Annotated in this window: 12 protein-coding genes; 4 read left to right on the top strand and 8 right to left on the bottom strand. The window is 43.9% G+C overall.

The annotated features are described in order from the left end of the window. Positions 1-156: 156 nt before the first annotated feature. Positions 157-1,158, top strand: a complete 1,002-nt coding sequence (locus ACLFWI_RS12120) for an aldo/keto reductase (protein WP_446413145.1) — start codon at positions 157-159, stop codon at positions 1,156-1,158. Here the strand turns inward: ACLFWI_RS12120 and ACLFWI_RS12115 are convergent. Then, on the bottom strand, positions 1,142-1,477 hold the full coding sequence (locus ACLFWI_RS12115) for a hypothetical protein (RefSeq protein WP_446413144.1): 336 nt from the start codon (positions 1,475-1,477) through the stop codon (positions 1,142-1,144). The two genes, ACLFWI_RS12120 and ACLFWI_RS12115, sit on opposite strands and share 17 nt — an antisense overlap. 230 nt (positions 1,478-1,707) lie before the next feature. Here ACLFWI_RS12115 and ACLFWI_RS12110 point away from each other — a divergent pair, with 230 nt between their 5' ends. Then, a complete protein-coding gene (locus ACLFWI_RS12110; protein ID WP_446413143.1) occupies positions 1,708-2,133 on the top strand; it encodes a hypothetical protein in 426 nt (141 codons plus the stop codon). A gap of 407 nt (positions 2,134-2,540) precedes the next feature. Here ACLFWI_RS12110 and ACLFWI_RS12105 read toward each other — a convergent pair whose 3' ends face one another. The 4 genes from ACLFWI_RS12105 to ACLFWI_RS12090 form a co-directional block, all read right to left on the bottom strand. Then, positions 2,541-2,825, bottom strand: coding sequence for a DUF427 domain-containing protein (locus ACLFWI_RS12105; RefSeq protein WP_446374948.1), 285 nt, complete (start codon positions 2,823-2,825; stop codon positions 2,541-2,543). Positions 2,826-3,072: 247 nt separating this feature from the next. After that, entirely contained in the window at positions 3,073-3,708 is a 636-nt protein-coding gene (locus ACLFWI_RS12100; RefSeq protein WP_446413142.1) for a hypothetical protein, read from the bottom strand. After that, positions 3,705-6,839: an HsdM family class I SAM-dependent methyltransferase gene (locus ACLFWI_RS12095; protein ID WP_446413141.1), complete on the bottom strand. Its 3,135-nt coding sequence runs from the start codon at positions 6,837-6,839 to the stop codon at positions 3,705-3,707. Before ACLFWI_RS12095 ends, ACLFWI_RS12100 begins: the two co-directional genes overlap by 4 nt. Positions 6,840-6,914: 75 nt before the next feature. Beyond that, a complete protein-coding gene (locus ACLFWI_RS12090) occupies positions 6,915-7,136 on the bottom strand; it encodes a helix-turn-helix transcriptional regulator (RefSeq protein ID WP_446377523.1) in 222 nt (73 codons plus the stop codon). Positions 7,137-7,273: 137 nt separating this feature from the next. Here ACLFWI_RS12090 and ACLFWI_RS12085 point away from each other — a divergent pair, with 137 nt between their 5' ends. Further along, positions 7,274-7,591: a hypothetical protein gene (locus ACLFWI_RS12085; protein ID WP_446413140.1), complete on the top strand. Its 318-nt coding sequence runs from the start codon at positions 7,274-7,276 to the stop codon at positions 7,589-7,591. On the opposite strand, the gene ACLFWI_RS12080 is transcribed toward ACLFWI_RS12085, so the two are convergent. Together ACLFWI_RS12080 and ACLFWI_RS12075 are read right to left on the bottom strand one after the other, a co-directional pair. Then, the gene (locus ACLFWI_RS12080) at positions 7,538-13,639 is read right to left on the bottom strand and encodes a CHAT domain-containing protein (RefSeq protein WP_446413139.1); all 6,102 of its coding nucleotides are present in this window, start codon (positions 13,637-13,639) and stop codon (positions 7,538-7,540) included. The genes ACLFWI_RS12085 and ACLFWI_RS12080 overlap by 54 nt on opposite strands. 225 nt (positions 13,640-13,864) lie before the next feature. Then, the gene (locus ACLFWI_RS12075; protein WP_446413138.1) at positions 13,865-15,076 is read right to left on the bottom strand and encodes a M20 family metallopeptidase; all 1,212 of its coding nucleotides are present in this window, start codon (positions 15,074-15,076) and stop codon (positions 13,865-13,867) included. A gap of 163 nt (positions 15,077-15,239) precedes the next feature. Here ACLFWI_RS12075 and ACLFWI_RS12070 point away from each other — a divergent pair, with 163 nt between their 5' ends. Next, positions 15,240-15,482: a hypothetical protein gene (locus tag ACLFWI_RS12070; RefSeq protein WP_446408641.1), complete on the top strand. Its 243-nt coding sequence runs from the start codon at positions 15,240-15,242 to the stop codon at positions 15,480-15,482. On the opposite strand, the gene ACLFWI_RS12065 is transcribed toward ACLFWI_RS12070, so the two are convergent. Beyond that, positions 15,468-16,625: an RRXRR domain-containing protein gene (locus ACLFWI_RS12065; protein ID WP_446413137.1), complete on the bottom strand. Its 1,158-nt coding sequence runs from the start codon at positions 16,623-16,625 to the stop codon at positions 15,468-15,470. The genes ACLFWI_RS12070 and ACLFWI_RS12065 overlap by 15 nt on opposite strands. Positions 16,626-16,910: the final 285 nt, after the last annotated feature.

The following is a 16,910-nucleotide window of genomic DNA, read 5'->3' as shown; positions in this document are numbered from 1 at the left end:
GGCGCGTCTGGAACATAAATGATGTGTCCTAACCGCTATGGCGGTTGCTATAACTCGCGCCCGCCCCGACTCAATCTGTTTCCTGTTCCCTCCCCTTAGTTATTGCAAAGTTAAGCAAAGTCAGCACAATGGGAAGAAAGTCTGGAGGTGCAGTGCATGTCTGAAAAAACGAACCGACGCACATTTCTGCTAACGGGTATGGCGGTAGCGGGTGGAATTGTGGGAAGTGCGGCGTGGAAACAACATCAACCCTCAGCTTCTCAACAGCAATCAAGGTCAACCTTAGCCATGTCAGTCTCTAGAACCACCACAATGCCGGAACGGATGTTAGGAGATACGGGGGTTTCTGTGCCGATTTTAGGCTTAGGAGGGGCGGGTAAGACACCCCTATCCAAACCGAACCAGGAAGCGGAGGCGTTGGCGATTATTCAACGGGCGTTAGAATTAGGGATTCGTTACTTTGATACGGCGGCGAGTTATGGACCGAGTGAAGAGTATCTCGGTAAAATCTTACCAAACTACCGACAGCAGGTATTTCTCGCTAGTAAAACCGCCGCCCGCGATCGCGATGGAGCGTGGCGAGACTTGGAGCGATCGCTTAAACGCTTGAATACGGATTATTTGGACTTGTGGCAATTACATCATGTCTCGTTTCACGAAGAACTTGATCCGATTTTTAGTTCAACCGGGGCGGCTAAAGCCATCGAAGAAGCCAAAGCCCAAAACTTGATCAAATACTCTGGGATTACCGGACATCACGAACCTGATGTGATTGCGGCTGGATTGCAGCGTTATCCCTTTGATACTACCCTAGTTTGTATTAATGCAGCGGATAAACATCACCCCCGTCCCTTTATTCCCACAGTTTTACCCGTTGCGCGTGAGAACAATGTGGGTGTGATTGCCATGAAAGTCCCGGCGTATGGGCGGTTGTTTAAATCCGGTGCTTTAGAGGGGATGCACCAGGCGCTGGGATATACTCTCTCTCAATCCGGGGTTCACTGTGCGGTGATTGCGGCGGAAGATGTGCCACAGTTAGAGTCAAATGTGGACGTAGCCAGCCGTTTTCAGCCGTTGGATGAGATGGAATTAGCGGCAATTGAACAGCGCACGGCGGCGAGTTGGCAAAAGAATACATTTTTTAGGGCGTGGACTTAATATGACCATCTTCTTCTTGTTGACGTAGCCATTCAGGGTCATTCGCCTTTGTCGTATAGTTCCACATCAGTTCCCGATCTTGCCAAACTTTAGCTGGGATCAGGATTTGTCCATTCTCTTCGCGATAAGAAACACTATAGAAATCAAAGACTCGCTTGATATTTTCGCGGTGTTCTGAGTTAACAGCCGAATTGGAAACTACTAACTCATCTTGCGAGCGAATAACTGGGCGATAGGAAACATACTGATTACTCATGCAAGCGACTGTCAAGGTTAATAAAACCAGGGAGATCGACCAATTCAGAATCACGTTTTGCATAATTATATGGCAGTTTGCAAGCTGATGTGCTGTATCCAACTGTAGGGGGCAAGGTGTCTATAATACCAGTCAAGTATTCCGAGAAACCGGGTTTATTGACTGATGTCCTATGCAAGGATAAACGAAACAATCAGTCGAATTAACGTTTTGTAAACAAAGTCAATGTTTTGCGTAAAATTAACTCTCTTCTGACGAGTAATGAGTAGAATCTGTTTTTGTCAGACAAAATCATGAAAATCAATACGCTAATGCTGGGATTTTTGTCTCATCCTATTGGCAAACGGTTGTCTAGAGAGATTTATGACGTATTGCTGAATGTGGGAGATTACTATCATGGTTTAATTGATCAACCACCATCGGCGTCAGAAATTGAGTTATGTGGATTAAAGATAGGAAAGGGACTCCCTGAACAAAAGCCAGAAATTCAGGTATTTCACCAACAAGAGGAAGCCTGGAGTACTGTTTTAAATGTGCCAGTCGCGGCTTATAATGTCTATCTAAAGACGATGAACTTGACATCGGCGATAGTAGAAGATGCTGTGCAAATTGAGCAAGAGTTAATTGAATCGGGTGCAAACTTCTGGGTTCAATCTCAGCCGAATTTCCATCGGGAAAACTGGCGAACTTCCGGGGGGGATAGGGCGGTTAAAAAGTAGAAAGGGTTTAGGTTTAGCTTTAGCGTTTTACAGATATCTATAACGCTATGTATAGAGTTTACAGAGAGTGTCATCGCCTTAAGGCGCTTATTGTCAACAAGTTGGGCTTAAGCTCAACTTGTTGACAAACCGGGAATCAGACCAAAGAGTTAAGGGGAATGGTACTGACTGGTATGCTGGTGGGCAATGCCCACCCTACGGTACATCAAGGGTTTCGGCGAGCAAAAAATGCAAATTTTCAGTACCATTCAGCTTAAGTCAGCGACATTCGAGTTAAGGGGAATTGTACTGACTTAAGCTGCTGGGGTCTGTAGTAGGCACGAAGCGTGCTAGAAGCGCTTAAGCGCTTACTACAAACCTGAAAAGCCGAAAAGATTACTTGGGCGAGGATTATAAACCCATACTAGCTAGGCTTCAACTTTTACTCCTCTCCAAAAGGCAACATAGCCCTCAAAATTCTTCGCCTTCTCTTTTGCTTGAGGATAGTACCATGCTGCATCTTTATTCTGTTGTCCATCAACTTCGATGGTGTAGTAATTGGCTTGACCCTTCCAGGGACAGCTTGTATGGGTACTGCTTTCCTTAAAATACTCCTGGTTGATTGAGTCTGGAGGGAAATAATAGTTTCCTTCGACAATTTGACAGTTGTTGCTCTCGGCGAGAACCGTATCGTTCCAGATAGCTTTAGGCATTGTTACGTTTCTTCATAAACTCTCCAATTCTCATTATGAGGTAAAGGTGCAGGGGAGTGGGGGACTCAGCCAAAAATTTCCGCCAGTTTTGGTAGTATTGGATACATTTTTGGTTAACGTTCTCCGGGTTGCTCAAGTTGGGAATTGGCTGTAAGCACGACAACTCGATGGAATTCGGTATCAATCGGCGTTTCTCACTATCCAATGCTCACGTATCTAGGCTGCTTTACGATGAAGAGTAGGTTCTTTATTGAACCGGAAGAAAGACATGATGAATAGTTAGTTTACGACTTTCTAGATTGTGTAAAGTTTCCTTAACTTGAGTATTGGTCGGTATAAGCGAGGATGTACATAGACCGCTTGGAGGATTGATTCGCAGTTCTTGACACCGACTCTCTACTCCCCTATTGACTGCTTGTAAGGCAGTTTTAATATCACCATTCATAATGTAACCAATCATTCCTCCATTGAGAAGCCCTGATGCGTACTGAGACGTTATAAACCGCATCATTCCTTCTTCTACATATTGTGTGGCTAAAGACTCTCGTTGATTATCTTTCCTAATTATATTTAATCTCTTACATTCAAAAGTGAAATAAACATCTTCTCGATAACCATGCGTAAACCGTAAATCGATTCGTCCCACTTCCTCTCCAGTTTCAAAATTGTCTTCTGGAATTTCACGGTCAATCCTTACGGGAAGTTTTTTGATGTTTTTACTTTGGATTAGAACGAGTCTAAATCTTCTAGTAATAGGGACTTCATGATCATTAGAATTGGGTTGGGGAAAACTTGCCCACTCAGATACAACCATTTCTAAAATTTCTGGAATCAATCCTCTGGGAAATGTATCTGCCCAAGGATCTAGGTTACCAATGATCATGAATTCTTCCTGTAACCAGCGGTAAGGAGTGCTGCTGAAATTTGATCAGCATCGTTCAGGGCAAAAGTCTTAGTCCAAAATCGCCGGGTTAAAGGCTTAAATATATATAGCTTGTCTTGATCGAAAACTTTAAGATTCCGTAAGTAACGGATGCTTCCTTGAGCATTAGGTAGGAAGTGAAAAATTCGTTGTATAGCAGCATCTAAACGGGAGGTGGATTCCTGCTCATAATCGGTGATACTTTGATGTGAATTGTTTGTTCTTTCTAGAATAACTAATCCTGCACCCATTGGTGAGGAAACTAATAGGTTACCCCTTATCTTGTAAGGACTTCTATCGGTAAAACCATTGAGGACATTACACAAAAGCTTAAGGTATTCTAGACGTTCCTCTGATTGACTATTTTCCAAAGTTGGAATAGAACGAGTACCTCGATTGGGTGTAATACTCGATATCCAGTAATTTATAGTATCATCTATTAATACTTTTTCAAGTTCATCAATGTTATAATAATCATAAACTAGACCAGACATTTTTTGTTTGGCTTGTTTAATTATTTCATTCCTCCTAAAAAATCTCATTTCTATTTCTTCTTTAGAACTTCTCATTATTTGGACAACTTCTTGGATAATTTTTTTTGATTCTGAGGGTGAATACGTTACTTCTGGTAAAGGGAAAGGCAACCGAAGTAGTTCAATTTCATGTGCTTTGTTACTATAAATTCCCCAACTGGAAACCGTATGAAATAAATAATATTTAGCTAAGTTTGATTGGAGAAAAGCTGACAAGAACATTAAAAGTTCAGAATCCTCTTCCTCACCATGAATTCCTTGGATTGAATCTTGAAAAAAAACATCAAAGTCAGCAAATGCAGTTCTCATGCCTTGAGTTATTAATATATGTGGCGCTGAAAATATATCTCTCCATTTTGTAAATCTTCTTAGTTTTCTAAAGCGTTCTTCAACAGGTATGCAATCAGATTCCAAAATAATTAGGTCAATATTTTTACTTTTTCCACTGATTAATAGCTGTTCTTTTGACCAAGATACAGTTATTATTTTTCTAGGATCGTCTTTGGAAGTCAAAGGTTGAAATCCTTGTCCCATAATCCATCTTTTTTGTCTCTTCTTATTTTTTGTGAGTTCTAATACAGTGTCAACTAATTCACTCAATTTTGGTAATAGCCTTAGACGTTCTAGTAATTTCCTATCTCTCGGAGTTCCCCAAAACTGTTGCTTCCAAACAAGTGCAGCCTCATTATGCTCCAGATCATATAAGACTTCTCGCAGACTTACACTTACTTCATCTTCTGGTGATATACTCAGAATTTCCGATCTAAGTGTTTCTAATTCTGTTTTAGGCGTGATGTATTGAATAGAATTATTTCTTTCGGGCTTCTTTTTATTATATCTCACAATAAGAGTAGCAAAAGTCGCTTGATCAAATAGGTAGAATCTCATATCAGCAAGATTAATTATCTGCTCTACGTTGTATGTTGTTAACCACTTATGTTGAAACTTCAGCGCTTTTTCCTGATGGTTAAATAAAATCCCTGCTGGAAGTAGAAAACAAACACGTCCATTTTTCTTTACATGATAGGGCGCTTTCCAAACAAAACCGTATGCTAGCTGCCTTTGAGCGATGGGTAGATCAGCTTCTGCACACCATTTTTCCATCAGAGATTCTTCACCAGATATCTGCGCCCACGGTGGATTTCCAACTACAAGATCAAAATGTTCTGTTGGTATGGGTGAATTTTGCTCAAAAAAGTCTCGGCAAAGAATGTTATAACCAACTAGCTTCGGCAGCGCATTTCCTTTTTCCTGAAGCTTCTGGATATCTCTTGGATCAAGTTGATCCAGGAAAGCAAGATATAAACTAAATGCGGCAATGCGACAAGCGGTTTCACTCACATCTATACCGGAAATATTCTGTTGGAGAATATCAATGAAGACTGCTGCACACTCATCATTGCTTGCTGTTTTGTGTTTTATGTGCCATTCCTCAGCCAATCGGTTGAATAGAGCTACGAGAAAAATACCTGAACCACATGCTGGATCAAGAAATTGCTTATCTAGTAGTGAACTGAATCCATCTAGTGCTGTGTCAAGCACAATTTCAGCTAAAAAACGGGGCGTGTAGTAAGTACCACTTTTTCGTTTTTCATTAGCATTTTCAGCTTCAATAAACCTTTCGTATATCCCACTGATCGTTTCCACTGGAATAATACTAAAATCATAAGCCCAAAATCCCAAGGATAGTTGACCACTACTTAGGTCATCTCCCTGTAAAAAGCTTTTAATAATTTTGATATGTTGATTTTTAATTAGCTCACTTTCAGCTTGAAGATCCGTATCAAATAAATCTCCATTAAAGTCGCGTTTAAGCTTTTGAAACAAAGCATATAAAAGTTTTTTTGCGTCATCTGCTTTATATTTTTTCAGAAAGTCAATAATTTTGTGGGCGTCTTCAATACCTATCTGGGAAAAATAGGAAGCTCCAACTATTTTTCTATCTACAAGATAACAGGTAAATATGGTACGCCACAATAGCCCATTTACAGTCCTAATATCAAGACGATCAGACTGTTTTCCTTCTAGTAAACGACGACGTGCGGCGTCAAGATTTTCAAGTAGGTAACGGTCAACCCGCAAATTCGGATTAAATGATTTGGGGCTTTTACGAAATAATTCTCCTAACTCAGCAGAACGAATAAATTGTCTAAGTTCAAGTGCGTCAGCAACCCGTTCTAACGTTTCTACTAGGCGGTTATCCTGATCGATGGCTTGATCTTCTCTAGCAGGAAGAGCCAAACCCGAGTAGATGTGAAACTCAGTTGGACTAATGACGACCAGAAGTGGGGCAATACCTTGGTTCCAAAGCTGACGATGCAACCGACGTATCTGCCCAGATTCTATGCGAGACACTTCTTTGAAGTATATATATGGTGCTTTATTAATGTATAGAATGCCGTTAAGTTCTAAATCCTGCCATGCCCGACGCATAGCATGAGCTTGGGGAAGAGGCTGATCGCCAGAATTAATTTGCTCAATACTCCGAAAGAACTCAGGTGGTTGCCGCTCACTGAGTCCAAGCTGTTCTATCCAATCCGGGTTAAGCTTTGTTTCCATATCAGTATTATCCCTCTCAATGGCGATCTCGTCTTGCCCTCATCTACATTCCTATGCCAATCAGCCACTCTCGTTTCAGTCTGACTCCTGTGCATCCTGAAAACTGGGAAGTTCATCTAAAGGACATTGCAAGACGCGACATAAAGCCTGTGTCTGACTAATGGTGAGTCGAGGTTCAAATCTGCCAGCTTCCCAGTTACTGACTGTCTGATCGGTGACGCCTATCGCATCAGCGACTTGTTTCTGAGTTAGTCCCAACCGTTTCCTTAGCTTCGTTAACTTACTCCCTGAACTCATTGCCTCCTAGTTCCCTTAACTTTAAATCCATTTATCTAAGTAGACAAAGCCCTAAATATATTTGTAATATAGGGTCAAGTCATGAGCCAGCGCACGAACTTTCCACGGGACGACGCTGGCTCTGGCTCCAATGACACATGGAGACAAGTCAATTATGCCTTACAAAGAACGCCTTTATCCTTGGGTGCTGTGTCCATCGTAAAGACCGAGGTGGACAATTTATCAGCTACCGTCAAATGGAACAATGGAAAAATGCGATCGCCTTTCATCTACAGCAATGTTCCACCAAAGACCAGCTACAACAGTTGTGGAGTGCGATCGCCTTTGATCACGCCAAGCACTGGAAACAATACCCAGCTTATGTTCTGCCCTTCCGACAAAGGATAACACGGGACTTATTTTTACCAAGGATTCCCCACCATGGTGAAAGACGCCCAATAATACGGATGGGTTAAATCTTGTGATTGGGGCAGTTCAGAGGGTAACAAAATCGTTCCCGCAGACGTAATCAGTTGACCATTTTCCAGTTTAGTTTTCCCCTTAAGCATATCGATTTGCACCTGTCGTAAGGCTTCGGCTTTAATTGGAGCTGTTTTTAACTGATCATAAAATTGGGTCATTAGTGCCAATGTGCCTTCATCGCTGACGTACCACAAACTGGCTAAGGTTGATTTGACTCCCGCTTGCACCGCTAATCCGGCAAAGCCTAATTCGGCGTTTTCATCCCCTAATGCAGTACGACAAGCACTGAGTACCAGTAGTTCTACAGGAGGATTATTCCATCCTAATTCTGGCAATTGATCAAGGCGTAGCTTACTATTCCATAGTTGGATGTAGGAATTGCTGATCGCACCGGGTCGAAAATCAGCATGGGTGGCGAGGTGAATAATCCCAAAGGGTTGTTTTTTCCGTTGGGCTTTCAGATTATCGAGGGTAAAACCTTCATCTAGGAAAAATTGACCTTGCCATAGTTTCTGAGTAATCGCTTCTAATTCCACAGGAACGGCGGGTAAAGGCTTTTGATCACTAAATCGTTCTGCACCCATTGCCAATACTTTGCTATCTTGCACACTTTGGAAGCGAGTATCGGTGAGGCTTAAACTGGGCATCATTCCGACACTATAATTCTCAATTAAAAATTGTTGTTCATTGTGTAGGGCAGCTACGGGAATCGAACGTAAACCCCGATCCATCACAAACACCAAGTTTTCAATTCCTTGGGCTTGTAAGTCAGCTTCTAATGGCGTAATTAACCAGTCGTAGAGTTGTTTTCCTGGGGCTAAGTAACCCGTAGCATCTCGGACATTGGTTACGGTTCGTTGAAACTGTTGCGCCACTTGTAAAACTTCAGCGCGGGTGATGGGGATGGATTTGTGAATCGGTTCCCCTTGGGCTGTTACTAAGACGAGATCCAGTTGATCATTGTCTTGGGGAGTAGCCGTTGCCGAAGAGATGCTACTGGGGACAAACATGACATAAATTAATGCGGGTTTTACCCCTGTTTCTTGGGCAATATCCTGCAAGAGTTGACGCGCCTCAGTTAAGGTGAGAATTTGAGTACCTGATTTACCCAGATAGGTTTCAAATTCTTGAGTATACGCCGCATCAATTGTGCCAAATAGGGCGTCAATATTTACTGATGGCAAGTTAGTTTCAAGGGGAGGCTGTGAGGGCGACTCTTTTTGCAGAATCAGCGGATTTTCGCGTGACGATGCACTGGGGGTTTCAGGTGTAATCAGTTGAATCTGACTGGGTGGGATTCCCTGGGTATAGGGATTGGGATAGAAACCCTCGGTAATCTGATTATCACTTCCGGTGGCGATCGCGCCTCGTGTTCCATTAACCTGGTTATAGTCTTGCCCAACGGTGAAGGGGATAAGTCGCCCTCCCTGATGGCGGATGATCACTGATCCACCGCCATTCCCGCCTGCGGTGGAGATACTGGTGGTTGTACCCGTGCGATCGCGAAATGTCTCGGTGGCGCGGAAAAATTGTTCTGTGGTAATATCTACGTTACCACCTCTGCCGTTGATGCCACCTTGAGCGTTAATTGAATCAACTTCAATATCGTTTTCTGGATCTAAAGTGACATTCCCCCCATCGCCCTGCGTTGCACTGGAATTGATTGCAGCCGTTTGAATCTCAGTTTTAGCTTGTACGGTAATATCTCCGCCTTGATTTACTCCCGACGTATTCAGATTTCCGGTAGTGACAGCCCCTTGATTACTGGTGAGAGAAATTCCTGAATTGGCAGTAATATCGTTAACATCAATCTCTTGATTTGCCAGCAGGCTGACAGTAGCATTATCCAATCCAGTAATTGTACCTGTGGCGGTGATCGAACCATTACCTGTTGGTGATAAGATAGATAGCGGATCACTGAAGGTAAGATTGCCATTGAGTGCGATCGCGCCACTGCCATTCTCTCTTCCAATCCTGAGACTCTGGAACCCGTCTTTAAACACGCCTGCGGTGAGAGTAAAATCTTGACTGGGATTCAGCGGTTGCAAAACTAGATTAGTATTTGATCCCGTTACCGTTGCACCCAAGGTAATCTCTGATGCGGTTAGGGATAAATCCGATAAGACAGCGAGGGTATCTGAGATGCTTAAACGATTCGCGGTAACATTTGCGTCAAATTGGGTAGTTCCCCCGGCGTCAGTGGTGAGACTATTTAACGGCGTGACACTACCCACAGCATCAGAGAAAGTCGTGGTTCCGCTACTGAAGATACGTAAAGTGCGATCGCCCTCTACAATGCCACTAAAATTGATATTACCACTCGCCGTATTCAGGTCAACATCAGTCCCTAAATTAACCCTGTCTCCTAAGAACGTGAGATTACTACCTGAGGTTGTGATATTAGAATTCAGTGTTGTCGTAGCAGCATCAAGGGTAATCGCGGCATTATCTTCACCCATCAGCCTACCATTAAGAACAATTTCCCCACTAGACGACTGAATCGTCACAGGATCATTGAATGTAAAATTATCATCCAGTGTAATTGTGCCACTCCCTGATTCTCGTCCAATGGTTATACTCTGGAAACCCTCTGGGAATATCCCACCATTTACACTAAAGTCTTGGTTCGGATTTAGAGGTTGTAGTGTCAGGGTTTTATTGGTGCTTGTCTCAATTGAATTCAAGTCAATTTCTGCGGCGGTTAAGGATAAATTGGATAGCACATCTACCTGATCTTGTAATTTCAAGCGATTTGCCGTCACATTCCCATTAAATTGAGTTATTCCATCAGGATTAGTGGTGAGAGTATCCAGAGGAATAGAACTACCAACCGCGCCGCCAAAGGTGGTTGTATCTGAACTCGATACTGTCAACTTATAATTGCCATCAACCGTACCTTGAAAGCGAATTGGGTTACTACCACTGTTGAGAATAACATCATTACCCAATTCAACGCTGTCTGCATTAAACGCTATACTACCATTTTCAGTCGTGATATCGGCATTTAAGTTAGTGGTGGCACTGTTTAGTGTAATTGAAGCATCATCTTCACCACGAATATTGCCCTTAATCGCAATCACACCATCCGGCATTTGAATCGTTACGGGATCACTGAACGTGAGATTACTTAAATCAATTTGTCCGCCGCTATTCGTACTGCGAATTGTCAGACTCTCGAAACCATCTTGAAATCCCACTTCACCCGCTTCATCGGATAACATTTCTGATCCGGCTAGGCTAAAGATATCAGCGGTATTTGACGATTGAACAATCAGATTATAACCTGTTCCCGTAATCGTTGAGCCGAATTCAATTTCATCCGCCGTTAACGATAAGTCGGACAGTACCTCCACTGCATCTTGGATATCGAGTTGATTAGCAGTAATATTGTTATTGATTTGGGTTGTTCCCTCTTTATCTGTCCTAAGGGTATTCAAACGGTTGATGCTGCCAACTTCACCTGTAAAAGTCGTTATTCCTGGATTTAATACAGTCAAATTATGAGTACCATTCACTGTATCATTGAAGTTGATTTGACTATTTTCAATCGTGCTTATAGTCAGATCAGCATTTAACTCAACACTTGACATAAAGTCGATTCCCGGAGATGGCTGCATGTCCCTTTGTGTCAAGGTTAATCTTGAGTCTGACAGCACTTCCACTATATTGTTGAATTCTAGCTGATTAGCGGTTATATCCTGATTGATAATTGTTTTTCCGTTCGCGTCCGTGCTGATAATATTTAATGAATTCAGACTGCCAACTATACCATTAAATAGTGCCGTTCCCGTATCCGTATTTAAACTTAAATCATACTCCCCATCAACTGTGCCATTCAAGGTAACATTACCACCACTGGTATTGAAACTGATATTGCCACCAAGCTGGAGAGGATTATCGATAGTAAGGTCATTACCGTCTGTGTTTAAGGTTACTGTTACTTCCTCTGTAAATGCTTGAATATCTAAGACTCCTGCGCCTCTGATATAGGGAAGTTCAGGTTTACTCGACGCTGGCACAAGCTGAATCTCATTGCTTGTCAGGCTAATTTCACCCCCGATAGAACCATTAGACTCTATCCCTCTTGCCAAAATTATCCCTGCTTCAAGATTAATACTTCCCCCAGTTCCAGAACAGCCCTCATCTTGACTACAAGATTGTATTGTTCCTTCATTATTACTCCCGTTTTCACTACGGCTAGTCGTGTCTATCTTACCACTTCTACTGCTAATTAAAATATCTCCACCATTATCACCACTGGTCTGGATATTCCCACTAATCACATCACCGCCAGCAATAACTTGAATATTACCCCCATCGCCATTGCTTCTACTTTTAGCCAAAATATTTAGAACATTAATGCTTCCCTGATCTGCTTCCAGACTAATATCACCTGCATCGCCGTTAAGACTATCGGATACAATATTTCTAAATGTGCTACCGTCAATATTCCCATTGGTTGTTTTAATATAAATATCGCCACCTCGACCTGAACCTGTAGTACCTCGCCATGTCGCATCAATTCCGATAAATCTAATGTCACCAGCTGCCTCTAAAATTACCGAACCAGCATCAAAGTTAATATTAGTGGATCTGGTTGTAATTCTACCGACTCGAATATCACCTGTAGCCGATCTCAAAATCAAGGATGGCGTTGTTGTTAAAAGGGTAAAGTCTGGATCATCTTCAGGAATCATATCCGATTGGTCAGGTTCAGTAATCGTAATCCCATTACCACGAATATTACCCTCTGCCTCTACCTTAAGTGCAGGTCCATCGTAAGTTCCAACGTTATAAGTTCCCCCAGACGTAATAATCGGATCGTAAAGGCTAACAAAGTTAGCGGGTTTTCCGGATAGGTTCAGAATAGAAAAATCACCGCCACTTTGAAAGTGAGCATCTACTGATATGGAACCATCACTGACTAACGTCAAATTGCCACCACTTTGAAACGGTGTTCCCGGATGATTCAGTGTCAGAATATCGATACGTTGTTCACCCTGAATAGTCAGATTATCCCCCGCTTGGGCAATAAACGGATTTGCCACACTATCCCGCACCCGTACCGTATCCTGCGCCAATAGCTGCAAATCCCCCGTTGTAGTTAACTGACTCTCCACCAACGTCAGATTATTCTCGGCTGAAAGTAACGCCGTTCCCCCGGTTACCGTCTTGGCAACCAGATCACCATTATCAATCGCAATTCCTGAACCCGTAAGGGCAACCTCACCCTGTTCATTCACCGATAAACCTGTGGCGTTACCAACATTTCCTCCCGTTAGCAATTGTGGAAGAGAAAGAGGTGTAAACGGCACTTCAGTCGCCGCCGCCGGAACCTCTAAACTCAGCAATTGTCCCGCTTGACTAATCCGCACCCATTGATTACCAGGAACGGTGGTTACGGTAATTTGACCCTCTGGGGCGACTAATTCACCCGTACTCACAACCGTACCGCCAATTAGACTGAGATTCTGTTCAGAATTGACTTCGAGTGTGCCTGTATTAACAATCGAACCGGGTTCTGGTGTATTAAAGACAAAGCCATTGGGCGTTCCCACCAGAGACGTGTAATCGTTAATCCCTGTAGCATTAAATAAGTTATCGCCAAAACTAATCCCTGTAGCGGTTGTGGCGGTAAAGGCGGCGGGGACATTTAATTGAGCCTCATTACCAAAGATAATACCCGCTGGATTGATCAAAAACAGATTAGATGTCCCGCCACTAACTTGAATTAACCCATTAATCACCGAGGCATCACCGCCAGTAATTCGTGAGAGAATATTCTGTATCGAAGGGTTAGATAAAAAATTGGCAATTTGTCCAGAGTCTAAGCCAAACTCACTAAAACTGTGGAAGAGATTCGCGCCATCTCCTGACAATTCCCCCCCCTCAATATCGAAGCGGTTTCCCTGTTGATTCACCGTCGTATCGGTACTGTCATCGGAAACAATCGGTTGGGTTAACCCCGATGACATGAACCCCAGGGTGGTTAGGCATAAGGTTAGGGTTGACAGTAGTTTCAGGTAGATGGGGGCTGACATAGACTTCTCCTGAGGGAGGTAATTCCTCTATAATTTTCTAGGGTTTGAGATAGCCGATCGCGAGACTCGGTTGGTACAAATACACCCATCCTTGGCGAATTGACGCGAGGGAAAGGATGAGATGAAAAGCCGTACAAGCCTTGAACTCGTTACCTTACCCTGGTTTCGCGTTTGGTTGATCTGGCAGGCACACCCTAGATTGTCAGGTTTCCCGAATGTCGAGAATTACTGGCAGAATTTTTCCACACAGCGAACAAATAGTTCTACTCCCATTGCTAACACAGTTTCATCAAAATCAAACCGGGGGTGGTGATGGGGATAGGCTAAATCTTTACTCGGATTCGCTGATCCCAAAAAGAAATAGCAACCCGGTACAGCCTCTAGGAAAAATGACATATCTTCCCCGCCCATGGTTTGGCATTCGGGTACGATTCCTGTAGGGGTTTCGACGACTTCTTCAGCTACGGATCGTACCAATTCTGCCATCTGTGAGTCATTGATTACAGGTGGATAAAGCGGCTGGTAGTCTAGTTCATACTGCGCCCCGTGACTCTGACAAATACCTGCAATCACTTGCTCAATACGCTGGCTGAAATATCCTGCCAATTGCGGATTAAAATAGCGCACTGTGCCGCTCATTTTGGCGCTGTCAGCAATGACATTAAACGCTGTACCAGCTTGAAACATTCCCACCGTAACCACGGCTGATTCAATTGGGTCAACATTACGAGCCACAATGGTTTGCAAGGCGTTGACCACTTGAGTGCCAATCACGATCGCGTCTAGGGTTTGATGTGGCATTGCCCCATGTCCCCCCTTGCCTAAAATTTTACACTGAAAACGCTCGCTTGCTGCCATTAAAGCACCATGGCGAACACCAACCGTTCCCAGGGGCAAATTATTCCACAAATGTAGCCCAATAATAGCATCCACATCCGGATTGTTTAAGACGCCAGCCTCAATCATCGGTTTCGCGCCGCCGGGTCCTTCTTCAGCGGGTTGGAAGATGAACTTGACGGTTCCCGCAAAGTCTTGGCGGTGTTGGGAAAGATAGAACGCCGTACCTAATGCGATCGCGGTATGTCCATCATGACCGCAAGCGTGCATAATTCCATCATGTTGCGATCGATAAGGGACATTGTTTTCTTCCTGAATCGGCAAAGCATCCATATCCGCCCGAATCGCTAACGCCGGACCTGTGCGATCACCCTTGATTGTAGCAACAATCCCGGTTTGGGCAATACCCGTTTCATGCTCAATTCCCCACTCCTGTAACTTTTGGGCAACAAATCCAGCCGTTAGGTGTTCAGTAAACCCTAATTCCGGGCGTTGGTGAAAGCGCCGCCGCCACTCGACAAGCTGAGATTGCAAGGCGCGAATCTCACTTCGGATCTCAGTTCCGTCTACGGTAGGGGGGGTAGAAGAGGTAACAACCATGATTGCTTAACAACTCGTAATACTATACTTAGAACGAAAAGATGCCTCCGGAGCAAATCTGGAGTATCTTCCTTCAATAGTAAATCCGGCTTAACGTCTGCCTTTTTTGTGAAGACAAGGCAGAAGGCAAAAGAGACACATTGCCAAGGGCGCCAGTAGAGACGTGCAACGTCTCCAGGTTCCAGTGGAACGTCTCCATGAAACGTCTGGCAACAGAGGAAGCCGATCTGTAGGGGCGGGTTTAGCCGCTCGATTTGGCTTGTCACCGATAACTGAACAACAAAACCCGCCCTTTATTCAACGTATTCGCGGGAGTCCTCGGATTCAACGAAGTAATCCGAGGAGGGATAGCGGGATGCCGGAAGAATGGAGGCATCCAATATCTCCCTTTTTAGGCTACACATAAACCGTTATTCCTCCTGATTAACTTCACTTTACTAGGGGTAAATTGCCCAATACGTTTCCAGGTATAATCACAAACTGAAACGTTTTTAGCCTTTTTGGTATCAGTGAATCCGCCGACGTAACCCATGTAGACTTTCCCAGCTTTTTCTGCTCTAACTAAGTCACCAATCCTCACTTCAAAAGGGGTTATTGTCCCGCCTTTGCGCTTTCTTATCCCTGACTTATCCGGGACTTCAAAGTGTAATTGACGGCGGAAAAAGCCATACTCTTTTCCCCGCTTTACCGCGCCTGGACGGGTGATGATTTTGAATGGGGAGGGAGTAATATTAACCCTACCCTTATGGGTGTAACCATGGGAGTTAGAACCAGTAAACGGAACATATTTGACAAAATACCCGCAAGCCAATGCCACTCCATCAACTGCGTGGGTCTCCGGTTTGGCTATAGACTTGTTAGCTTTATCCTTCTCTAACCCTAGTTGGGTTCGGAGTTGAGATGTCCCATTACCATTTTTTTGCCAACCTTCACGGACATAGACAGGAGCGATTTTTTCCATCTGGGATATTGCCCAATTCTGCCCAGTCATTACCGCACAGAAGCCTTTCCCCGACTTAGCACGCTTGCGCTTAGTCTGGTCGATGTCGGCTCTAACTCGCTCATAGCCAATTGCACTTACCGGGAATATCGCCGCCAACTCTTTGACTACCCTTAACTCCAATTGCCGTGAAGCTTTAATGGATGGGGGGAGTTTGCACTGTTTGCGATTATCAAACCTGCATTGGCGGTGGTTACGTTGCTTGAATGGAACGTCCCGGTTAATCCGCCGAGACCGTCGAGACCGTCGCAGCATGGCGCGGGTTTCCATCCGCTTTTTAACACGAGTAAACGGGAGGATAAGGTGCAATTGCGCCAACGTACATTTAGCCGACTGGACACCGACACCAGAGTAAGACTTACCCGGATCTACGCCAACAGCAATAGGCTGTAACTCTTCCCCGGCACTCTGAGTGAGTTGGACATAGTAGACGCCTAAATCTGACCATCTACCAATAGCCTTGCCCTCCCTGACCCACCGTCTAGCCCTGGATGGTTTGGTGGGCATTAGTGGCTTTCCTTCTTTGCTAACTACTGGAACACGATTCATAGATATAATCCACTCGTGTAAATGTTTACGTCCCTTAAGACATTGGTAAAGGTGTGTCCTGGATTTACCCAGTGTCCAGAGATTCCTAGACCTACATTTAAATCCGAACTAGGGAAGCGTTCGGAGGTGTTGCCTTTACCAACTTACGTCCTATTCATGACTTCCTGCCAGGTTGCCTCTGGCAATCCCCGTCCTCACGAAGTAGGGCGGGGTTCATGAATTACGCTTTGAACAAAGGTTGAGCGCAGTCCCAATCTAAAATCACAAGATTTAGATGGGGTTAGC

Origin of the sequence: Coleofasciculus sp. (assembly GCF_046539235.1) — a bacterium.
In the GTDB taxonomy this organism is placed as follows: Bacteria; Cyanobacteriota; Cyanobacteriia; order Cyanobacteriales; family Coleofasciculaceae; genus Coleofasciculus.
This window is presented reverse-complemented; position numbering and strand designations above follow the sequence as displayed.